We start from the raw sequence: 15,648 nt of genomic DNA on the forward strand, positions 1-15,648 counted from the left end.
CTTCAGCGCAATACGCTCTGCCGCAGCTTTTTGCCGCTTTCGACCATCGGATCGGGCGTCTCCAGGTGGAATATCGAACGATAGATCTCGCTGTGCTTGGCAAGCTGGTCATGCGTTCCAGCATCGACAAGCTGTCCGGCGTCAAACACGAGAATACGATCGGCCGCCTTGATTGTAGACAGCCTGTGCGCAATGCAGATCACCGTGCGCTGAAATGTGTTGTCGAAGGCTGCCTCCATAACCGCCCGTTCGTTTTCACCGTCAAGCGCGGATGTCGCTTCGTCATAGACGATTACCGCAGCATTCTTGAGCAGGGCGCGCGCGATGGCAACGCGTTGTTTCTGGCCGCCGGACAGGTTGGTGCCGCTTGGCCCGACAAGCGTGTCGAGCCCGTTTTCGAGCGCCGAAGCAAAGCTGGTGACCCGGGCGAGGTTTGCAGCGGACTCGATTTCCTGATCCGTGGCATTCGGGCGGCCGTCGCGAATGTTTTCGCGGATCGAGCCTTCGAACAGGAAGACGTCCTGGGATACCAGTGCGATGTTATCGCGAACGTCGGCCAGGCTGATCTTCGAAATGTCCTTTCCGTCGATCAGGATCCTGCCCTTGTCCGGCTCCATCAGGCGCAGGATCAGATTGACGATGGTGGTCTTGCCGGCGCCGGAGCGGCCGACGATCGCCAGCTTCTCACGAGGTCGCACGTCGAAGGAAACACCCTCGAGCGCGGGGCTGTTGCCGTCATAGGAAAAGGCCACATCTTCAAAGCGGATACCACCATCGACGTCGGTCAGACGCTCGCCCGCGATCGCGAGTCGCCGCTGCTCGGGCGTGTCGATCAAATCATACATCTGCTCGACGGCGACCATTTGCTTCTGGATGTCGACATTGACCCGGGCCAACCGCTTGGCAGGCTCATAGGCAAGCAGGAACGCGGTAATGAAGGCCATGAATTCGCCGGGCGTCTTGCCGTTGCCGAGGGTCTGCCAGCTGGCGTACATAACGAAAAGCCCGATGATCACGCCGCCGCCGGTCTCCATCAATGGGCTCATCAATGCTGACGTCCGGTTGATCTGGATGCCACGTCTTTCCATCTTGCGGACGGCCTTTGCAAAGCTGGCAACCGCCTTGTCCTCGAGCTGGAAGGACTTGATGGTGCGGATGCCTTCGACGGCTTCCGTGCCGATCGACTGGACTTGTGCGGCCAATTCCGTCTCGCCCCTCGCCAGCGCCTTGAGCTTCCTGGTTATCGCGCCGACTGACAGGAACAGCATCGGCAGAACCGCCACGGATATCAGCGACATCACCGGGTCCTGCTTGACCATGACGCTGGCCAAGGCAATCAGGGTCAGCAGATCAGAGACGGCGCTGCTCGTGAGGGTGAGAATAACGGTCGCCCCGGCGCGCGCGTTGAACATGATTTTGGAGATGAATTTTGCCGGATGCTGGTTCGCGAAACGGCTGATGTCGAAATACACCATTCGGGAAAATTGCCGGTTTTGCAGGTCCGAAACGATAGCCCGGCGAATCTTTCCCGTCGTGATGGTCTGGCAGTAGGCAGCTATGCCCTTGACCAGGAAAATGCCGATGATGACGGCGCTGATACCCGATACAGCGGCAGCGTCTCGCTCGACATAGATGGTGTTGATCATGACTTTCATGATCCAGGCCGCCGCGCCGGTCGCCGCAGCAGCGGCGATCGAGCACAGCAAACCTGTCACATACAGCATCTTGTGCGGCGGCAGATTTTCGCCAATCAGACGCTTGATCAGCGGATATGCTGGGGCCGTTGACACTCGTTTCTTTGTAATCATCTCGTCGCCGCCCGTTGCGATCCCGTCCGGTCTTCGCGTTATCTTGAAGCGCGAGACGGTTTCGATCACCTGTCTGTGGCTTCGTTCCCGACCGCAGTCAATGCCGAACCGGATCCTTGCACGTCATCGGCTTATGACCGTCGGTTCCTCGCATGCGAGCATAGCGGACCCCAGCCACGCGGCTCTTGCGCCATTCGTCGTCGGCCGCGCTATGCCTGGTCAGTGTTTCGCGAGGACCATGAGATGGCTTCCAAGAGGCGATGTGTGATTGCTTTTGATTGAAAAGCCCACATCCGAAAGCACCGCGATCATCTCCTTATCCTTGCCAGGAGGAACGCGGGCAACGATCGTTTGAGCACGCCCGGCGATATCGCACAGCACGCGTCGCGCCTTGTCCTCGCCGAGGCTCCACTGCATGTGATGGTAGACCGCCAGCAGCATGACGATGTCGTACTGCGGTTGGAGAACATTTTGCAGCTTCCGGCTGCCAAGATCGAGACAATCGAACCGGCTTTGGACCGGACAACCCAGGAAGATCATCTTGGCCGTCTCGATATGCGGCTTGAGAATGTCGATCCCATGGATCGAACTCGGTCCTAGCTTGGATATCTCATAGGCGACAACACCCATGTTGCAGCCAACATCGAGAATGGATTTCCCGGCGTAGTCGACCTCTGCTGAGAATAGGCCGTCCAGTCGGTCGTCCCACGTTCCCTTGAATCTCTTTTGCTTATTTGACCACCACAAATCATTGTTCTCCAAAAACGGCGCCGGACTGGTTTCCTTGACGGAGGGGGACTGTGCGCCCGGCCTAACTCGGTCCAGTTGCTGGCGCGCAAACGACACTGTCCTGAGCGTCCTGTAAACGCAACCGCGGGAGAAAGGAACTCCTGATCACAGCATCCTGCGAAGACGTTTCGGTAAGTTGACGAACACCCGGCCCGACAAATCGACATATTGGTTGGAAATGGCAACGTCGCTTGGCGCCCCCTACCCGTGCCTGCCCTCGAGTTCCTGAAACGCACGATAGCCCGGGCCGGCACACGCAGGGACATAAGTAATGCCCCGTCGGCAAGGCAAGCCATATTTGTTCTTGCTTTGTGCCGGCAGCTATGCTATTAATTTGCCTATGGTGCTGATTGCACCAACGACCGTCTTGCGCGACATGCGGTTTTTCAGCCAGGCTCGATCAAAGCTCGCCCGCATCGCCGGGCTTTTTGGCCAATCAAGGTCGAGCGCCGGCCTTTTCGGCAGCTTCCGAGAATGGAAATCGGAAAAGCAGCTTCCGGTTCTCGTCGCAGATTTCGAAGGAAAGGCCTGTCAGGACTGGGCCGCCGCTGAGCAAGCCCTCGGCCAGGATTTCCTTGGCCGAAGCCATTGCGTTATCCTGAGCCGCGGACAAACCGTCCAACTCCTGACCCTCGAAATCTTCCGTCAAGCGGCCGTCATTGTTTCGGAAATGAAAAAAATATCTCGGCATGCCTGCTCCGGTTGGTTGGTTTATCTAGTCGCAAGCGGTCTCAGGAACAGCGTCGGATTTGTGCACGACAGCACCGTGCGATTTTGGCGGTGGGACTCATGGCGTTCAGGCCTTCATGCGTCAGGTCGATCGAACAGCACCCCCAGCCCGTGTTCGAACGCACATGCCGCAATCATGTCGTCCAGGACTTTTCCGGAGGCCGGGCAATTCGGCATGACAGCCCTGATCGCGATCTCAGCCGCTGCGGTGGAAACCGCATCGTGGCGCCTCTTCCTGGTCTCCATGTACTGCTCGAGCAGAATTTTCAGGCGCCGCGCGGCAATCTCGTCAACGACCATCGTTCTCCCTCGATTCGGCACAATGTCCGTCTTCCGGGTCTGTCCTCCGGATGAAGGTCCGCTGCCATTGGGTAGCAGCGGACCACTCGGCTGGGTGAGCCAATGACCCGAGGCGGGGTGTCTCGGACCGCCACCACAATAGCTTCGGCAGGCCACTCGTTCCACAGAACGCTGTCGTTGGTAATTTTCGTACACTGAGCATTGCCGCAGACAGTCTGCGACCGTGGGATTTTTGCGCTATGCCCGTAGCCTGATAACCGGATCAGCTTCGGCTTCGATCGACATAGCTGTAGATGCCCGCGCCGATCGCGACCGCTCCTACAGTGATCAGAATCGATGGCACACCCGTCGACGTAGCGACGATCCCCCAGACAATGGCGACGGCAATTGCGCCGGCCGTTCCCAGCACCAGTCTAAGCCGTTTCGACATTTTCCATTCCCCCAAAAGTGCATCTTTGGCCTTTTCCGGTCGAAATACCGCAATGCGGCACCATTGTCTGCGCTTCGTCCAACTTTTTATGCCGCCCCTGAGCTCCGACCGCTGAGGCGTAAGCGATCCGTATACGGGCTTGTCGCAAACACCCACTCGACAACGAGGACGCTTGGGCGCGAGCCGAGAAGCGAGGCGTCAGAAAGCGAGGTATCTGTGCAAAATTTTCGGAATTTACTCCGGTTCACGATCACGGGCATGGCGGCCACGACAACCGCACTAGTCATCACGGGCCTTACCCCCGAGACAACCGAAGCGACGTTGATTTGCCATGGGTTGGTCTGCCAGAAGGCGAGCAATGAAGGCAGTGCCTTCGGCACCAAATATCAGCGCAAGTGCACCTGCGAAAATGTAAACGAGGGCGCTAACAACCATCCCTCCCCACGCAACGTCAACAAGAGGCCCATCGGCGGCTCAAGCGGCGGCAGCGGATCGAGCGGCGCCGGCAACTCAAGCGGCACTACCGGATAGTGCCGGACTACCGGCGTGGGTTTAACGCCCCCTACTGGGCAGCGCTTTACGACACCTTGCCGGCGCTGCTCGTCGGTCGCCGATCGGGCGCTCCGGCTGAATGCCACCCTTGCTCGGACCATCTGGGTAGTCGGCGCTATCGCCTCAAGGCGTGATCGCGATGCCGATCCTCGCCGCTCATCGGCAACGGCCGATCGCCCTCGAGCAGGCGGGTGATCCGGGCGAAGCCGGCAAAAGCCTTTCTCGCTTCCTCGGCCGACATCCGGCCGGCCATGGCCGCAGCGCAGCAATTCACGGCGCACTGGTAAACCGGCCCGCGCCGCCCGGCCGGCCATTTTCGCAAGAATGCCATTGCTTCGGCAACGCTGTCGATCTCCTCCACGGGCTGTCCCTGTCCGCGCAAAATCCGCACGGGCGAAAAGAATTGCAAACGGTCCATCACTTCCTCCCCGTCGACCGGATGCGTGCGATCGAACCCCACTAAACTCGCGAACCCGACTTTGGTTCCCGGCAAAAGAGGGCTTGGCCTGAAAAATGTTGGCTGGACCAGACGAGCAGCGGTGGACGCGCCCGGCAGCTCCAATTGGGTGACATCTTGCCCCAATTGGGTGACATCTTGCCATTGTACGGGAACGTTAGCGCGGCTGATGCATTTCGATGCCACGAGCAGTCTTTTTGAGGGAAATGCCAAAACATGAGAATAGCCCATGTGGCGCCGCTCCATGAATCCGTGCCACCCCGGTTCTATGGAGGGACGGAGCGCATCGTCTCCTATCTGACCGAAGGATTGGTCGAGCTTGGCCATGACGTGACCCTGTTCGCCAGCGGCGATACCAAGACGTCGGCGAAATTGGTGGCGTGTCGCGAGCGCGCGCTCCGTCTCGATCCGCGCCCGCACAAATCCGAAACCGCGGCGCATCTCTCGATGCTCGCCGAGGTGAGGAGCCGTGCGCAACAGTTCGACATCATCCATTTCCATCTCAGCCACTTCCTGCATTTTCCTTTCTTCGAACACCTGCCCGACCGGACGGTGACGACACCGCATGGCAGGCTCGACTATGTCGACCTGGCCCGGGCCTACGAACATTTTCCGCGCTTTCCGATGATCTCGATTTCGCGCAGCCAGAGAACCGGGCTACCCAGGGCCAATTGGCTGGCGACCATCCATCACGGGCTACCGATCAATATGTACGAGCCGACTTTCGAGACGGAGGTGGACGAGCCGTATCTGGCCTTTCTGGGCCGGCTGTCGCGCGACAAGCGCCCGGACCGTGCCATTGAGATCGCCTTGCGCTCCGGGCTGAAACTGAAGCTTGCGGCAAAGATCGGCGACGACGACCGCCCTTTTTTCCACGACACGGTCGAGCCGCTGATCGACGGCGACCGTGTCGACTATATCGGCGAGATCGAAGAGGACAGAAAAGCGGAATTCCTCGGCAAGGCGGCCGGCCTGCTGTTTCCGATCGATTGGCCGGAGCCGTTCGGTCTTGCCGCGATAGAGGCTATGGCCTGTGGCACGCCGGTAATCGCCTGGAAATGCGGTGCCCTGCCGGAGATCATCGACCACGGCGTGACCGGTTTCCTTGTCGATACGGTCGATGCTGCGGTCGCCTCGATACCGGAATTGCTGCGCCTCGACAGGCGACAGGTGAGAGCCGTGTTCGAAAACCGTTTTTCTGCCACGAGAATGGCCCACGACTATGTGGCTGCCTATGCGCGCCTGATCGGTACTCCCGGTGAAGCGAGAGCGTCCTGATCGGCGTCATTGTGGACGTTGGAACGAAACGACAGAGCTTGTGACGTATGAATCAACTCGACGAGCGTAAGCTTGATCCCGCCGTAGCCCTTGCCTCCCTCGACGAGGTTGCGCCCCGGGAGCCGCACCGGCTGTTCGCCCTCAAGCAAGCCGACTGCTTCGCGGTGGCCGACGCCTATGGCGACATCCGCGGCGCCGGCGATGGCTTTTTCCGAGACGACACGCGTGTGCTTTCGGAATTCCGGCTGACGGTCGGTGGCCGGCAAATGTCGTTGCTCGGCGCCTCGCTCAGCCAGGACAATGTGCTTTTCACCTCGAACCTGACCAATCTGCCGATCCAGAGTGTCGGTGGTCGCGACATTCCGCAGGGCGCGATCCACATAGAACGCGTCAGGCTGCTTTGGCAGGACCGGCTGTTCGAGCGCATCACCCTTTCCAACTACAGCCAGGAATCGTCGGCCATTCGGGTTTCCTTGCATTTCGCAGCAGATTTCCGCGACATGTTCGAGGTGCGCGGTTCGACCCGGCTCAAGCGCGGAATAGCCCACGCCGCCGAGACCAGTCCGACATCCGTGGTGCTTCGATATGACGGGCTGGACCAGCTCGTGCGCCTGTCAGCGATTTCGTTCTCGCAGGCGCCGGACAATTTGACCGCCAGCCGCGCGGATTTCCTGGTTGCGGTGACGAAGCGCAGCAGCGAGGTCCTCTATATCGAGGTCGGCCCGGAAGTGGCGGAGACACCCGACCGCGACCGTTTTCGGGCTGCCGCCGCCCGCGCTCGCTTCGGCATGCGCGCCAAACGCCGCCACGGCGCGACGGTGCATAGCTCCGGCCGCGTCTTCAACGACTGGATCGAACGCGCGCGCGCGGACGTGGCGTTGCTGACCACCGAGCTTTCAACCGGACCCTACCCCTATGCCGGCATACCCTGGTTCTCGACGGCATTTGGCCGTGACGGGGTGATTTCAGCACTGCAGATGCTGTGGTTGAATCCTGGGCTGGCGCGCGGCGTACTCGCCTTTCTCGCCCAGCATCAGGCGACCGAAACGTCGCCGTTCAGCGATTCGCAGCCCGGCAAGATCATGCACGAGACCCGCAAGGGCGAGATGGCGGCACTGCGGGAGCTCCCGTTCGGCCGCTATTACGGCGGCGTCGATACCACGCCGCTCTACATTCATCTCGCTTGCGCCTATGCGGATCGTACCGGCGACATGGCGTTCGTCGACAGCCTGTGGCCATCGCTCTGTGCAGCGGCCGAATGGACGGAGGAGACAAGCCGCGCGACCGGCTTCGTTACCTACCAGCGCGGCGCCGAGACCGGCCTTGCCAACCAGGGCTGGAAGGACAGTTTCGATTCCGTCTTCCATGCCGATGGCCGCATGCCCAAGGGGCCGATCGCCCTGGTCGAGGTGCAAGGCTACGTCTTTGCCGCTTTCCGTGGGCTGGCGGCGCTCGCCCGCCGCCGCGGCGAGGACGACAAGGCCGATCATTGGGAGGAACGCGCCGAAACCATGCGCGCCGCGGTGGAACGCCATTTCTGGATGGACGATCTCAATTTCTATGCACTGGCGATCGATGGTGCAGGCGAGCTCTGCAAGGTACGGACGTCGAATGCCGGCCACCTTCTCTTTGTCGGGCTGCCCGAGCCGGAACGGGCGCAGATGGTCGCCGATCAGCTGCTCTCTGCGTCGTTCCACTCTGGTTGGGGAGTGAGGACGCTGGCCGACGATGCGATATTCTTCAATCCGATGTCCTACCACAATGGTTCGATCTGGCCGCACGACACCGCCATGTGCGGTGCCGGCCTGGCACGTTATGGCGTGCGCGAGAGCGTAGTCAGGCTGATGAGCGGCACGTTCGAATCGGCTGTCCATTTCAACATGCGGCTGCCGGAACTGTTCTGCGGCTTTACCCGGTCGCCGGGCGAAGCGCCCATCGCCTATCCCGTCGCGTGCCTGCCGCAGGCCTGGTCGGCGGGATCGGCCTTCATGCTGATGCAGGCCTGCCTTGGGCTCGAAATCGACGGCTGGAACAGCGAAATCCGGGTCACCCGCCCAAGGCTGCCGATCGGCATCGACACGCTGACATTGCGGCATCTGGGTGTCGGCTCGACAGTGGTCGACCTCACATTCCAGCGTGTCGGCGACCGGGTCGTCGCCTTTCTCGCCGATCGGTATGAGGGGATGGTGCCGCTCATCGTGCGCACTTGATGCCGCCGCGCTGCGGCGCATCGAAAATGACGCGCGGCATTGCAATCGTCCGGAACCGATAGCCTCTTTGTGCGTTGCAAAAATGGGCGGCGCGGGGATGCTGTCGCTATCATACGGCGGCGAACCAGAAAACAAATAAAAACGGCTATCGGCCGGCCGGAGGCGAGATCACATTCCATGTCAGATTATACTGTAAACCTGCTCTGGGTTTTGCTGATTGCAAGTTTTGGCTTTTCTGCTTTTGCCATTCTCCTGTCGATATCCCGCCAGCGTCGCGGCCGCGCAACGGCGGCCGCATACACGCCGAGCGAGGATGTCGCGTCGGAAGCGGCACGCAAGGTGCTGCGCGAGTTCGAAAAGAACGGCCAGTCGGCCGATGCGGCACTGGTCACATGGTCGCCCGACACGTTGCGCAAGATCCTGGCCGACGACCTGCCGGACGCACAGGTCATCGTGGTGTCCAACCGCGAACCCTACATCCACAACATCAAGGACGACGGGGTCCAACTTTTGGTGCCGGCCAGCGGGCTGGTTTCGGCACTCGAGCCCATCACCCGCGCCTGTGCCGGCACCTGGATCGCCTATGGCGGCGGCACGGCAGACCGCCTCACCGTCGACAAGGACGACCGGGTGCAGGTGCCGCCAGGCAATCCGTCCTACACGCTACGCAGGGTCTGGCTGACGGAGGAGGAATATCAGGGCTATTATCTGGGCTTCGCTAATGAGGGCCTATGGCCGCTTTGCCATATCGCCTTCACCCGCCCCGTGTTTCGCGCCTCGGACTGGGACGCCTACGAGGCCGTCAACCGCAAATTCGCCGATACGGTGGTTGCCGAAGCCCGCAACGAACGGCCGATCGTGCTGGTGCAGGACTACCATTTCGCGCTGCTGCCGCGCATGATCCGCCAGCGCCTGCCGGACGCGATAGTCATCACCTTCTGGCATATCCCTTGGCCCAATTCGGAAGTATTCAGCATCTGTCCGTGGCGTGAGCGGATCCTGGAAGGACTGCTCGGCAGTTCGATCATCGGCTTTCATACCCAATTCCATGCCAACAACTTCACCGAAAGTGTCGACCGCTTTCTGGAGAGCCGGATCGAACGGGCAGACGCGGCAATCTCCTATGGTGGGCAGACCACATTGGTCCACGCCTATCCCATTTCCATAGAATGGCCGGCCCAATTGCTGGCAAAACTGCCGTCTGTGGAGGAGTGCCGCGCCAGCGTGCGCGACAGATTCGGCCTGTCTGCGGATACCAAACTATGCGTTGGCGTCGAGCGCCTCGACTACACGAAAGGCATTCTCGATCGCTTCCATGCCTTGGACGAATTGTTCACGAGATATCCCGAATGGATAGGCAAGGTGGTTTTCCTGCAGATCGCCGCGCCGAGCCGGGGGACATTGCCCGCCTACCAGCAACTCCACGACGAATGCCGCCGCTGTGCCGAGGAGCTCAACCGGCGCTATGGCAGCGAGACATACAGCCCTATCCTGATGGTCGCCGAACATCATCGGCAGGAGCAGGTCTACGAGGTCTATCGCGCCGCCGACATCTGTATGGTCACCAGTCTGCATGACGGCATGAACCTTGTCGCCAAGGAATTCGTCGCAGCGCGCGACGACGAACAGGGCGTGCTTTTGCTCAGCACCTTCGCCGGTGCCTCGCGCGAACTGCTGGAAGCACTGATCGTCAACCCCTACGATGCGGCCATGATGAGCGAGGCGCTGTTGCAGGCGCTGACGATGACGCCGGAAGAGCAGCGCGAACGTTTGCGGCCGATGCGCGAGATGGTCCGCGACAACAATGTCTACCGCTGGGCCGGCAGTATGCTGCTGGACGCCGCGCGCCTGCGCAAACGCGGCGATCTCGACAGGGTGACCGGAACCGGCGAGCGCCCGCCATCGAACACCAACAACGTCATCTCGATGTTCGAGCGGGCTCGGAAGGCAGCGTCGTGAAAAGCTTTGAACAACCGCCGGCGTTGAACCTGTCGGAAGGGCAATGGGCGCTGTTCCTCGATATCGACGGAACCCTGCTGGAACACGCTGCCCATCCCGACGCGGTGTTCGTCGGCGAGGAATTGCGCAATCTGCTCGAACGCATCGAGCGGCGGCTGGATGGTGCGGTCGCCTTCATCACCGGCCGATCGATTCCCGCCGTGGACAAACTGTTCCATCCGCTGAAGCTGCGGATCGCCGGACTGTATGGGCTGGAGCACCGGCTGACGCCGAGCGGTCCGATCGATGCCGCCGACGCGCCGGCCGACATCGCCGCCCTTGCGGACGAGATCGAGGCCGAACTGGGCAGCGGCAAGGTCTATGTCGAGCGCAAGGGGCCGGTCCTTGCCGTTCATACAAGAGCAGCACCGCAACTGCTTGCACCCGCAATCCAGCTCGTCGAACAGGCATTGGCCCGGCTTCCGAAGGGTTATCGGGTGCTTCCGGGAAACGCCGGCGTCGAGCTCATGCCTTTGGAAGCCGTCAAAGGTGCTGCCATCCGGCGTTTCATGGACATTCCGCCCTTTGTCGGCGGGCGGCCGATATTCCTCGGAGACGATACATCGGACGAACACGGTTTCGAGGCGATCAATAAAATTGGCGGCATCTCCATCCGCGTGAAGCCGAACGGACCGACGACCGCAAACTATGCCCTCGACGACGTGACCGGCGCAATAGCCTGGCTCGAGGCCAATTTCGAGGCCTTGCCGGTCTCTTGATCATCTGAATATCAACACGCCTTATTCGATCTTGCCGTCCACGATGTGAATGCGGCGATCCATGCGCGCCGCCATGTCGAGATCGTGCGTAACCGCCACGACGGTCTTGCCGCGCTCGCGCACCAGATTCTCCAGGATCGTGAAGACCTGCTCCGAGCTCTTGCTGTCGAGGCTCCCCGTCGGCTCGTCTGCCAGGATAAGCGGCGGGTCGTTGGCGAGCGAGCGTGCCACCGCGACGCGCTGACGCTGGCCTCCCGAAAGCTGGTCCGGCCGCTTGTCGAGATGTTCGCCGAGCCCCAGCGATGACAGCAACTCGCCCGCCCGTTCGCGCATCACGGGTCGGGCCAGCCGACCAAGCTTGCGCATTGGAATTTCTACATTTTCGCGCGCCGTGAATTCCGGCAGAAGGAAATGAAACTGGAAGACGAAGCCCAGCGTCGAAAGCCGTGTCTGCGCCCGCTCCCTTTCATTCATAGGCTCGCTATCGCGGCCGCCTATCCTCAAGGTCCCGCCTGTCGGCCGGTCGAGCAACCCAAGCAGATAGAGCAGCGAGGACTTACCGGAGCCGGAGGGACCGGTCACGGCGACGAATTCGTTGTCGTTGATCGTGAGCGTGATGTCCTTGACCAGCGTAACGGGGACCGTCTCGGGCAAGATGCGGGTCAGTCTCTCGGTCTCGATGAGTGCGCTCATGACGCGCCTCGGATAATCTCGACGGGGTTCAGGCGCGCCGCACGGCGCGCCGGCAGGTAGCCGGCCACTGCCGCTGAACCCAGCGCGAAAGCCGACGCGATGACGTAGTGCATCAAGCTCCAAGCGATCGGCAGCCGGGTCATCTCCTGGCCAGTCGCGGCGATCTCGAAACGCACCAGCGACAGTGCATAGGTCATGGAGAAGCCAAGCACCCCGCCGAGCACAGAGCCGGCAGCGCCGATCGCCACGCCTTCCAGCAAAAAAAGCCGGCGCATGTCGGACTCTGGGAAGCCAAGCGATTTCATGATGGCGATGTCGCGCGCCTTCTCATGCGTGATGGTGGAGATGATGTTGTAGATGCCGAAGCCAGCAACCAGCATGATCGCGCCGACGACGGTGTACATGATGACGTTGCGCACGACGAGTGCTTCGAGGATCGATTCATTGGCCTCCTGCCACGCCACGGCCTTGTAGCCCAGTTCGGCCTCTGCACGATGCGCCACCGCGGGAGCGCGGTTGGGGTCGTCGAGCTTGATGCGGATCTCGTTGATGGCATTCGGACGCGCGGAGAGGATTTGCGCGTTCTTCAGAAGCACATAGGCCTCACCTTCGTCGCGCGAGGTGGTGCCGGTGTGGAACAGGCCAGCGATCTTGAAGTTGCGCGTGAGCCCTTCGGAGGAAACCGCCGTTATCGTGTCGCCGAACCCGGCGCCGAGCCGGTTCGCCATCGTGTCGCCGATGAGCACGTTGTTGCCGCCCGCGGCAAGTGCCGAAAAGCTACCCTTGACGAACTTGCCGACGATCGGCGAGACACCGGATTCGCGCTCTGGTTCGACCCCGATGATCGCCGCGCCGATTTCGCGACTGGAATAGCGGATCACGCCCTGCGTCTTGAGGCTTGCTGCGAACCGGCCGGGAATCCAGCTCTCCAGCCAAGAGGTCGCGGCGGTCGGGTTGATAATGCCGCGTCGATCGTCGCGTGGCCGGAGCCCCGAGATGGCGGCGGTCTCGAAGTAGTCCTCGGCCGGCTGCCGGCGGGCGGTGCGCTGCTCGTCGGTGATGTCGACATGCGGCATCGTGTCGACGAGCTGCCTGACGAAATCGTCCTGCCCGCCCTGCATCAGCGCCGCCATCGCAATTGAGAAGCCGACACCCACCGCGACGCCGACTATGGCGACCAGCGTCTGGCGGCCGCGGCCGGCGATATGCGTTACGGCAATGTCGACGATCAGCGCCATCGTTGCCTATCTCTCCTGCGCGGCGGCGATGCTCACGCGCGCACCGTCGCCGAGGTCAGCGGGATAGGGCGAGACGATGCTGGCCTTCTCGTCGATGCCTGACCGTACCTCGACGCCATTGGTGCCACGAATGCCCGTGCGGATTTCACGGCGCCCGGCCTTGCCGCCTTCGACCATGAACACATTGTTCCCTTCGATCGCGACGGACGGGATCAGCAGCGCGTTTTTCGAGACGCGGATGACGATGTTCACGTCGGTCGACATGCCTATACGAAGCAGCGTATTGTCCGGCAGGCGGAAGCGGACGCGATAGGTCTTCGTCACCGGATCGCCCTTGGGCGTGATGCTATCGACCACCGCTTCCAGATTCTGCCGAGGGAACGCGTCGGATTTAAGCAGCGCGCGCTGGCCGATCTCGACCCGTGGAATGTCCTCCTCGTTGACCTCGGCGACCACCAGGAGCGGCTTCGGCTCGCCGACCCAGAACAACACCGTGCCGAGTTCGGCGACCTCACCCACCTCCCCGTCCTGCCTGAGCACGACGCCGGCGCTCGGCGCTCGTAAGACGTAGGTGTCGAGCCGCGCTTTCTGTCCGGCAACCAGCGCTTCGATCTGGCCAAGCTCGCTTTGCGCGCGATCGAGCGCCTGCTGGCTTGCCGCACGCCTTTCGGCAAGCACGGTCAGCCTCCGGAGCTCTTCCTGGGCAAGTGCTTGACGCGCCTCGAGTTCGCCAAGCGCCGCCCGCGCTTCACTGTCGTCGAGCCTGGCGAGTACGTCGCCCTGCCTAACTCGCGACCCCTCGCAATTGCATTGCTCGACGATCCGCTCGCGAACCACGGGAGCCACCTTGGCCCAGGTTCGCGGCTCGACGGAGCCGCTCGCATAGACAATTTCCGCCGCGTCGCCGCGTTGTGGCGTCACGACCGAAACCTTGGCCGGCTGCAACACATACCAAGCGCCGAAAGCAGCAGTCGCCGCGACAAGAACGATGCCGACAGTCCAACGTATCCGTCGCAAGAAGCTCTCCCTCCACCATCGAATGCGAACGTCGGAGCGGTGGCAGACATAGCATTAGACCGACCGTCGGTCTATAAAAGTTGCATAAAGAAACGGTTCGTGCTCCTCTTGCCCCCTGTACTTTTTGAGGTTGATTTTGCCCCGAGTAGTAAAGCCGCCGGAGATACGATCCGCCGAGCTCCTCGACTGTGCCCAGCGGCTTTTCTTCGAGCATGGCTACGACAACACGACGGTGAACGACATCATCCGCGAGGCCGGCTTGTCGAAGGGTGCGTTCTATCACTATTTCGCGTCGAAGGAGGCCCTGCTGGAGGCGCTCGCCAGACGTCTCGCACGTGACAGCCTTGCCGAGCTGCAACCCCTCCTCGACGACCCGTCACTCGATGGGATTGGCCGGCTCAATGCGCTCTTTGCCGGCTCGCGACGGCTGAACATCGAGCTTGCCCCGCAATTGCGAAAAACGTTCTTCGTCGTGTTCCGGCCCGAGAACCTTGCCCTCTTCCATCGGGTCGACCAGGCGGCCAGGGAACTGGCCGAGCCGATAATCACAAATCTGCTCAGGAAGGGAAGCGAGGAAGGCATTCTCGACGTGCCCGACCCGCAAGCTTTTGCCGAGATGTTCCTGCAACTCCGGCTGACCTTTCGGGACGTGATGCACCGCGCCCTGCTACAGGCCGAACAGGGTAATATCGACGAAGCAGCGCGGCTGCTCGAGGGCCGATTGCGGCTCTACGGCATCGCAATCGACCGGCTTTTGAAGTTGCCCGATGGAACGATAGAAGCCGTGCAGCCCGGTTTTGCCCGGGCTTTTCTCGAAGCCGGACCGTAAGCCGCTGACAGCGATGGAGGAGAGTTGATGAGTAGGAAATCGCGCGCTTCGACCGATGCCGTTCTCAAGGAACTGCGCGCCTTCGGCCTCACCTATCCGGGCGCCGAGACAAAGAGTCCGTGGCCTGGTCACGACGATCTCGCGGTGAAAGGCAAGACCTTTGCTTATTTGAGCCTGGAAGGCGAACCGTTCAGCATCTCCCTCAAACTCCCCTACAGCGGCGACGAGGCGAGAAAGCTCCACTATGCGTCGCCGGCGGAGTACGGCCTTGGCAAGAGCGGATGGGTGACATTCGAACCAGCACCGGACGAACTGCCACCGATCGGACAACTGAAGTCATGGCTCGATGAGAGTTATCGCGCACAAGCGCCCAAAAAGCTTGCCGCCCTGATCACGTACAAGGTGGACTCGGGAGCTTAGGTCGAGCGATCGGTGTCACCCCCCGAATCGTCGGCGCTAGAAGCTCAACGACGCCACGCCGATAAGCGCGTTTCTCATTGAATGACTTTAAGCCCACGCCGGCAAATCGTCTGCTTGCCGGTTCCCCTGCGTCAGGCTTAACCTGCGTGCCATGCGTGGAGGCGCGTGCGGTAACAAGGGG

General features: G+C 61.3%; 16 protein-coding genes. 7 read left to right on the forward strand and 9 right to left on the reverse strand.

Annotated elements, in window-relative coordinates; all coding sequences use genetic code 11:
* Window positions 1-2: 2 nt before the first annotated feature.
* The 5 genes from NKI59_RS17490 to NKI59_RS17510 form a co-directional block, all read right to left on the reverse strand.
* A complete protein-coding gene (locus NKI59_RS17490; protein WP_352705630.1) occupies window positions 3-1,790 on the reverse strand; it encodes an ABC transporter ATP-binding protein in 1,788 nt (595 codons plus the stop codon).
* A gap of 237 nt (window positions 1,791-2,027) precedes the next feature.
* Window positions 2,028-2,654, reverse strand: coding sequence for a class I SAM-dependent methyltransferase (locus tag NKI59_RS17495; RefSeq protein ID WP_352705632.1), 627 nt, complete (start codon window positions 2,652-2,654; stop codon window positions 2,028-2,030).
* 379 nt (window positions 2,655-3,033) lie between these two features.
* Window positions 3,034-3,288, reverse strand: a complete 255-nt coding sequence (locus tag NKI59_RS35100) for a DUF6894 family protein (protein WP_502901072.1) — start codon at window positions 3,286-3,288, stop codon at window positions 3,034-3,036.
* A gap of 113 nt (window positions 3,289-3,401) precedes the next feature.
* Window positions 3,402-3,626: a hypothetical protein gene (locus NKI59_RS17505; protein WP_352502409.1), complete on the reverse strand. Its 225-nt coding sequence runs from the start codon at window positions 3,624-3,626 to the stop codon at window positions 3,402-3,404.
* Between the two features lie 262 nt (window positions 3,627-3,888).
* Entirely contained in the window at window positions 3,889-4,056 is a 168-nt protein-coding gene (locus NKI59_RS17510) for a hypothetical protein (protein ID WP_352705634.1), read from the reverse strand.
* A gap of 258 nt (window positions 4,057-4,314) precedes the next feature.
* Here NKI59_RS17510 and NKI59_RS17515 point away from each other — a divergent pair, with 258 nt between their 5' ends.
* Complete coding sequence (locus NKI59_RS17515; protein ID WP_352705636.1) at window positions 4,315-4,587, forward strand: hypothetical protein; 273 nt, start codon at window positions 4,315-4,317, stop codon at window positions 4,585-4,587.
* Between the two features lie 136 nt (window positions 4,588-4,723).
* Here the strand turns inward: NKI59_RS17515 and NKI59_RS35105 are convergent, their stop codons facing one another.
* A complete protein-coding gene (locus tag NKI59_RS35105) occupies window positions 4,724-5,296 on the reverse strand; it encodes a DUF982 domain-containing protein (protein WP_502901073.1) in 573 nt (190 codons plus the stop codon).
* Here NKI59_RS35105 and NKI59_RS17525 point away from each other — a divergent pair.
* The 4 genes from NKI59_RS17525 (at window position 5,282) to otsB (ending at window position 11,270) form a co-directional block, all read left to right on the forward strand.
* Window positions 5,282-6,343: a glycosyltransferase family 4 protein gene (locus NKI59_RS17525; protein ID WP_352705639.1), complete on the forward strand. Its 1,062-nt coding sequence runs from the start codon at window positions 5,282-5,284 to the stop codon at window positions 6,341-6,343. The two genes, NKI59_RS35105 and NKI59_RS17525, sit on opposite strands and share 15 nt — an antisense overlap.
* 47 nt (window positions 6,344-6,390) lie before the next feature.
* Window positions 6,391-8,553, forward strand: coding sequence for an amylo-alpha-1,6-glucosidase (locus NKI59_RS17530; RefSeq protein ID WP_352646123.1), 2,163 nt, complete (start codon window positions 6,391-6,393; stop codon window positions 8,551-8,553).
* A 177-nt stretch (window positions 8,554-8,730) separates the two neighbouring features.
* A complete protein-coding gene (locus tag NKI59_RS17535) occupies window positions 8,731-10,512 on the forward strand; it encodes an alpha,alpha-trehalose-phosphate synthase (UDP-forming) (RefSeq protein ID WP_023674969.1) in 1,782 nt (593 codons plus the stop codon).
* Window positions 10,509-11,270 carry a trehalose-phosphatase gene (gene otsB / locus NKI59_RS17540; RefSeq protein WP_352448846.1) on the forward strand — a complete coding sequence of 254 codons (762 nt, stop codon included), beginning with the start codon at window positions 10,509-10,511 and terminating at the stop codon, window positions 11,268-11,270. The genes NKI59_RS17535 and otsB overlap by 4 nt, the downstream gene beginning before the upstream one ends.
* Before the next feature lie 21 nt (window positions 11,271-11,291).
* Here otsB and NKI59_RS17545 read toward each other — a convergent pair whose 3' ends face one another.
* Genes NKI59_RS17545 through NKI59_RS17555 form a run of 3 tightly spaced genes read right to left on the reverse strand, consistent with a single transcriptional unit; the run spans window position 11,292 to window position 14,218 of the window.
* Entirely contained in the window at window positions 11,292-11,963 is a 672-nt protein-coding gene (locus NKI59_RS17545; RefSeq protein WP_352705641.1) for an ABC transporter ATP-binding protein, read from the reverse strand.
* Complete coding sequence (locus tag NKI59_RS17550; RefSeq protein WP_352705643.1) at window positions 11,960-13,201, reverse strand: ABC transporter permease; 1,242 nt, start codon at window positions 13,199-13,201, stop codon at window positions 11,960-11,962. Before NKI59_RS17550 ends, NKI59_RS17545 begins: the two co-directional genes overlap by 4 nt.
* A 6-nt stretch (window positions 13,202-13,207) precedes the next feature.
* Window positions 13,208-14,218 carry an efflux RND transporter periplasmic adaptor subunit gene (locus NKI59_RS17555; RefSeq protein ID WP_502894916.1) on the reverse strand — a complete coding sequence of 337 codons (1,011 nt, stop codon included), beginning with the start codon at window positions 14,216-14,218 and terminating at the stop codon, window positions 13,208-13,210.
* Window positions 14,219-14,354: 136 nt separating this feature from the next.
* Here NKI59_RS17555 and NKI59_RS17560 point away from each other — a divergent pair, with 136 nt between their 5' ends.
* Together NKI59_RS17560 and NKI59_RS17565 are read left to right on the forward strand one after the other, a co-directional pair.
* Window positions 14,355-15,047: a TetR/AcrR family transcriptional regulator gene (locus NKI59_RS17560; protein WP_352705645.1), complete on the forward strand. Its 693-nt coding sequence runs from the start codon at window positions 14,355-14,357 to the stop codon at window positions 15,045-15,047.
* Window positions 15,048-15,074: 27 nt separating this feature from the next.
* Window positions 15,075-15,467, forward strand: a complete 393-nt coding sequence (locus tag NKI59_RS17565) for an MmcQ/YjbR family DNA-binding protein (protein WP_352705647.1) — start codon at window positions 15,075-15,077, stop codon at window positions 15,465-15,467.
* The last annotated feature ends 181 nt before the right edge of the window (window positions 15,468-15,648 follow it).

Origin of the sequence: Mesorhizobium sp. M0598, from assembly GCF_040320865.1 — a bacterium.
In the GTDB taxonomy this organism is placed as follows: Bacteria; Pseudomonadota; Alphaproteobacteria; order Rhizobiales; family Rhizobiaceae; genus Mesorhizobium.

Coding starts and splice junctions, on each gene's coding strand:
- NKI59_RS17535 (WP_023674969.1), top strand. CDS start 8,731: ATGTCAGATTATACTGTAAACCTGCTCTGGGTTTTGCTGATTGCAAGT.
- NKI59_RS35100 (WP_502901072.1), bottom strand. CDS start 3,288: ATGCCGAGATATTTTTTTCATTTCCGAAACAATGACGGCCGCTTGACG.
- NKI59_RS17515 (WP_352705636.1), top strand. CDS start 4,315: ATGGCGGCCACGACAACCGCACTAGTCATCACGGGCCTTACCCCCGAG.
- NKI59_RS17505 (WP_352502409.1), bottom strand. CDS start 3,626: ATGGTCGTTGACGAGATTGCCGCGCGGCGCCTGAAAATTCTGCTCGAG.
- NKI59_RS35105 (WP_502901073.1), bottom strand. CDS start 5,296: ATGGGCTATTCTCATGTTTTGGCATTTCCCTCAAAAAGACTGCTCGTG.
- NKI59_RS17545 (WP_352705641.1), bottom strand. CDS start 11,963: ATGAGCGCACTCATCGAGACCGAGAGACTGACCCGCATCTTGCCCGAG.
- NKI59_RS17525 (WP_352705639.1), top strand. CDS start 5,282: ATGAGAATAGCCCATGTGGCGCCGCTCCATGAATCCGTGCCACCCCGG.
- NKI59_RS17530 (WP_352646123.1), top strand. CDS start 6,391: ATGAATCAACTCGACGAGCGTAAGCTTGATCCCGCCGTAGCCCTTGCC.
- NKI59_RS17510 (WP_352705634.1), bottom strand. CDS start 4,056: ATGTCGAAACGGCTTAGACTGGTGCTGGGAACGGCCGGCGCAATTGCC.
- NKI59_RS17565 (WP_352705647.1), top strand. CDS start 15,075: ATGAGTAGGAAATCGCGCGCTTCGACCGATGCCGTTCTCAAGGAACTG.
- NKI59_RS17550 (WP_352705643.1), bottom strand. CDS start 13,201: ATGGCGCTGATCGTCGACATTGCCGTAACGCATATCGCCGGCCGCGGC.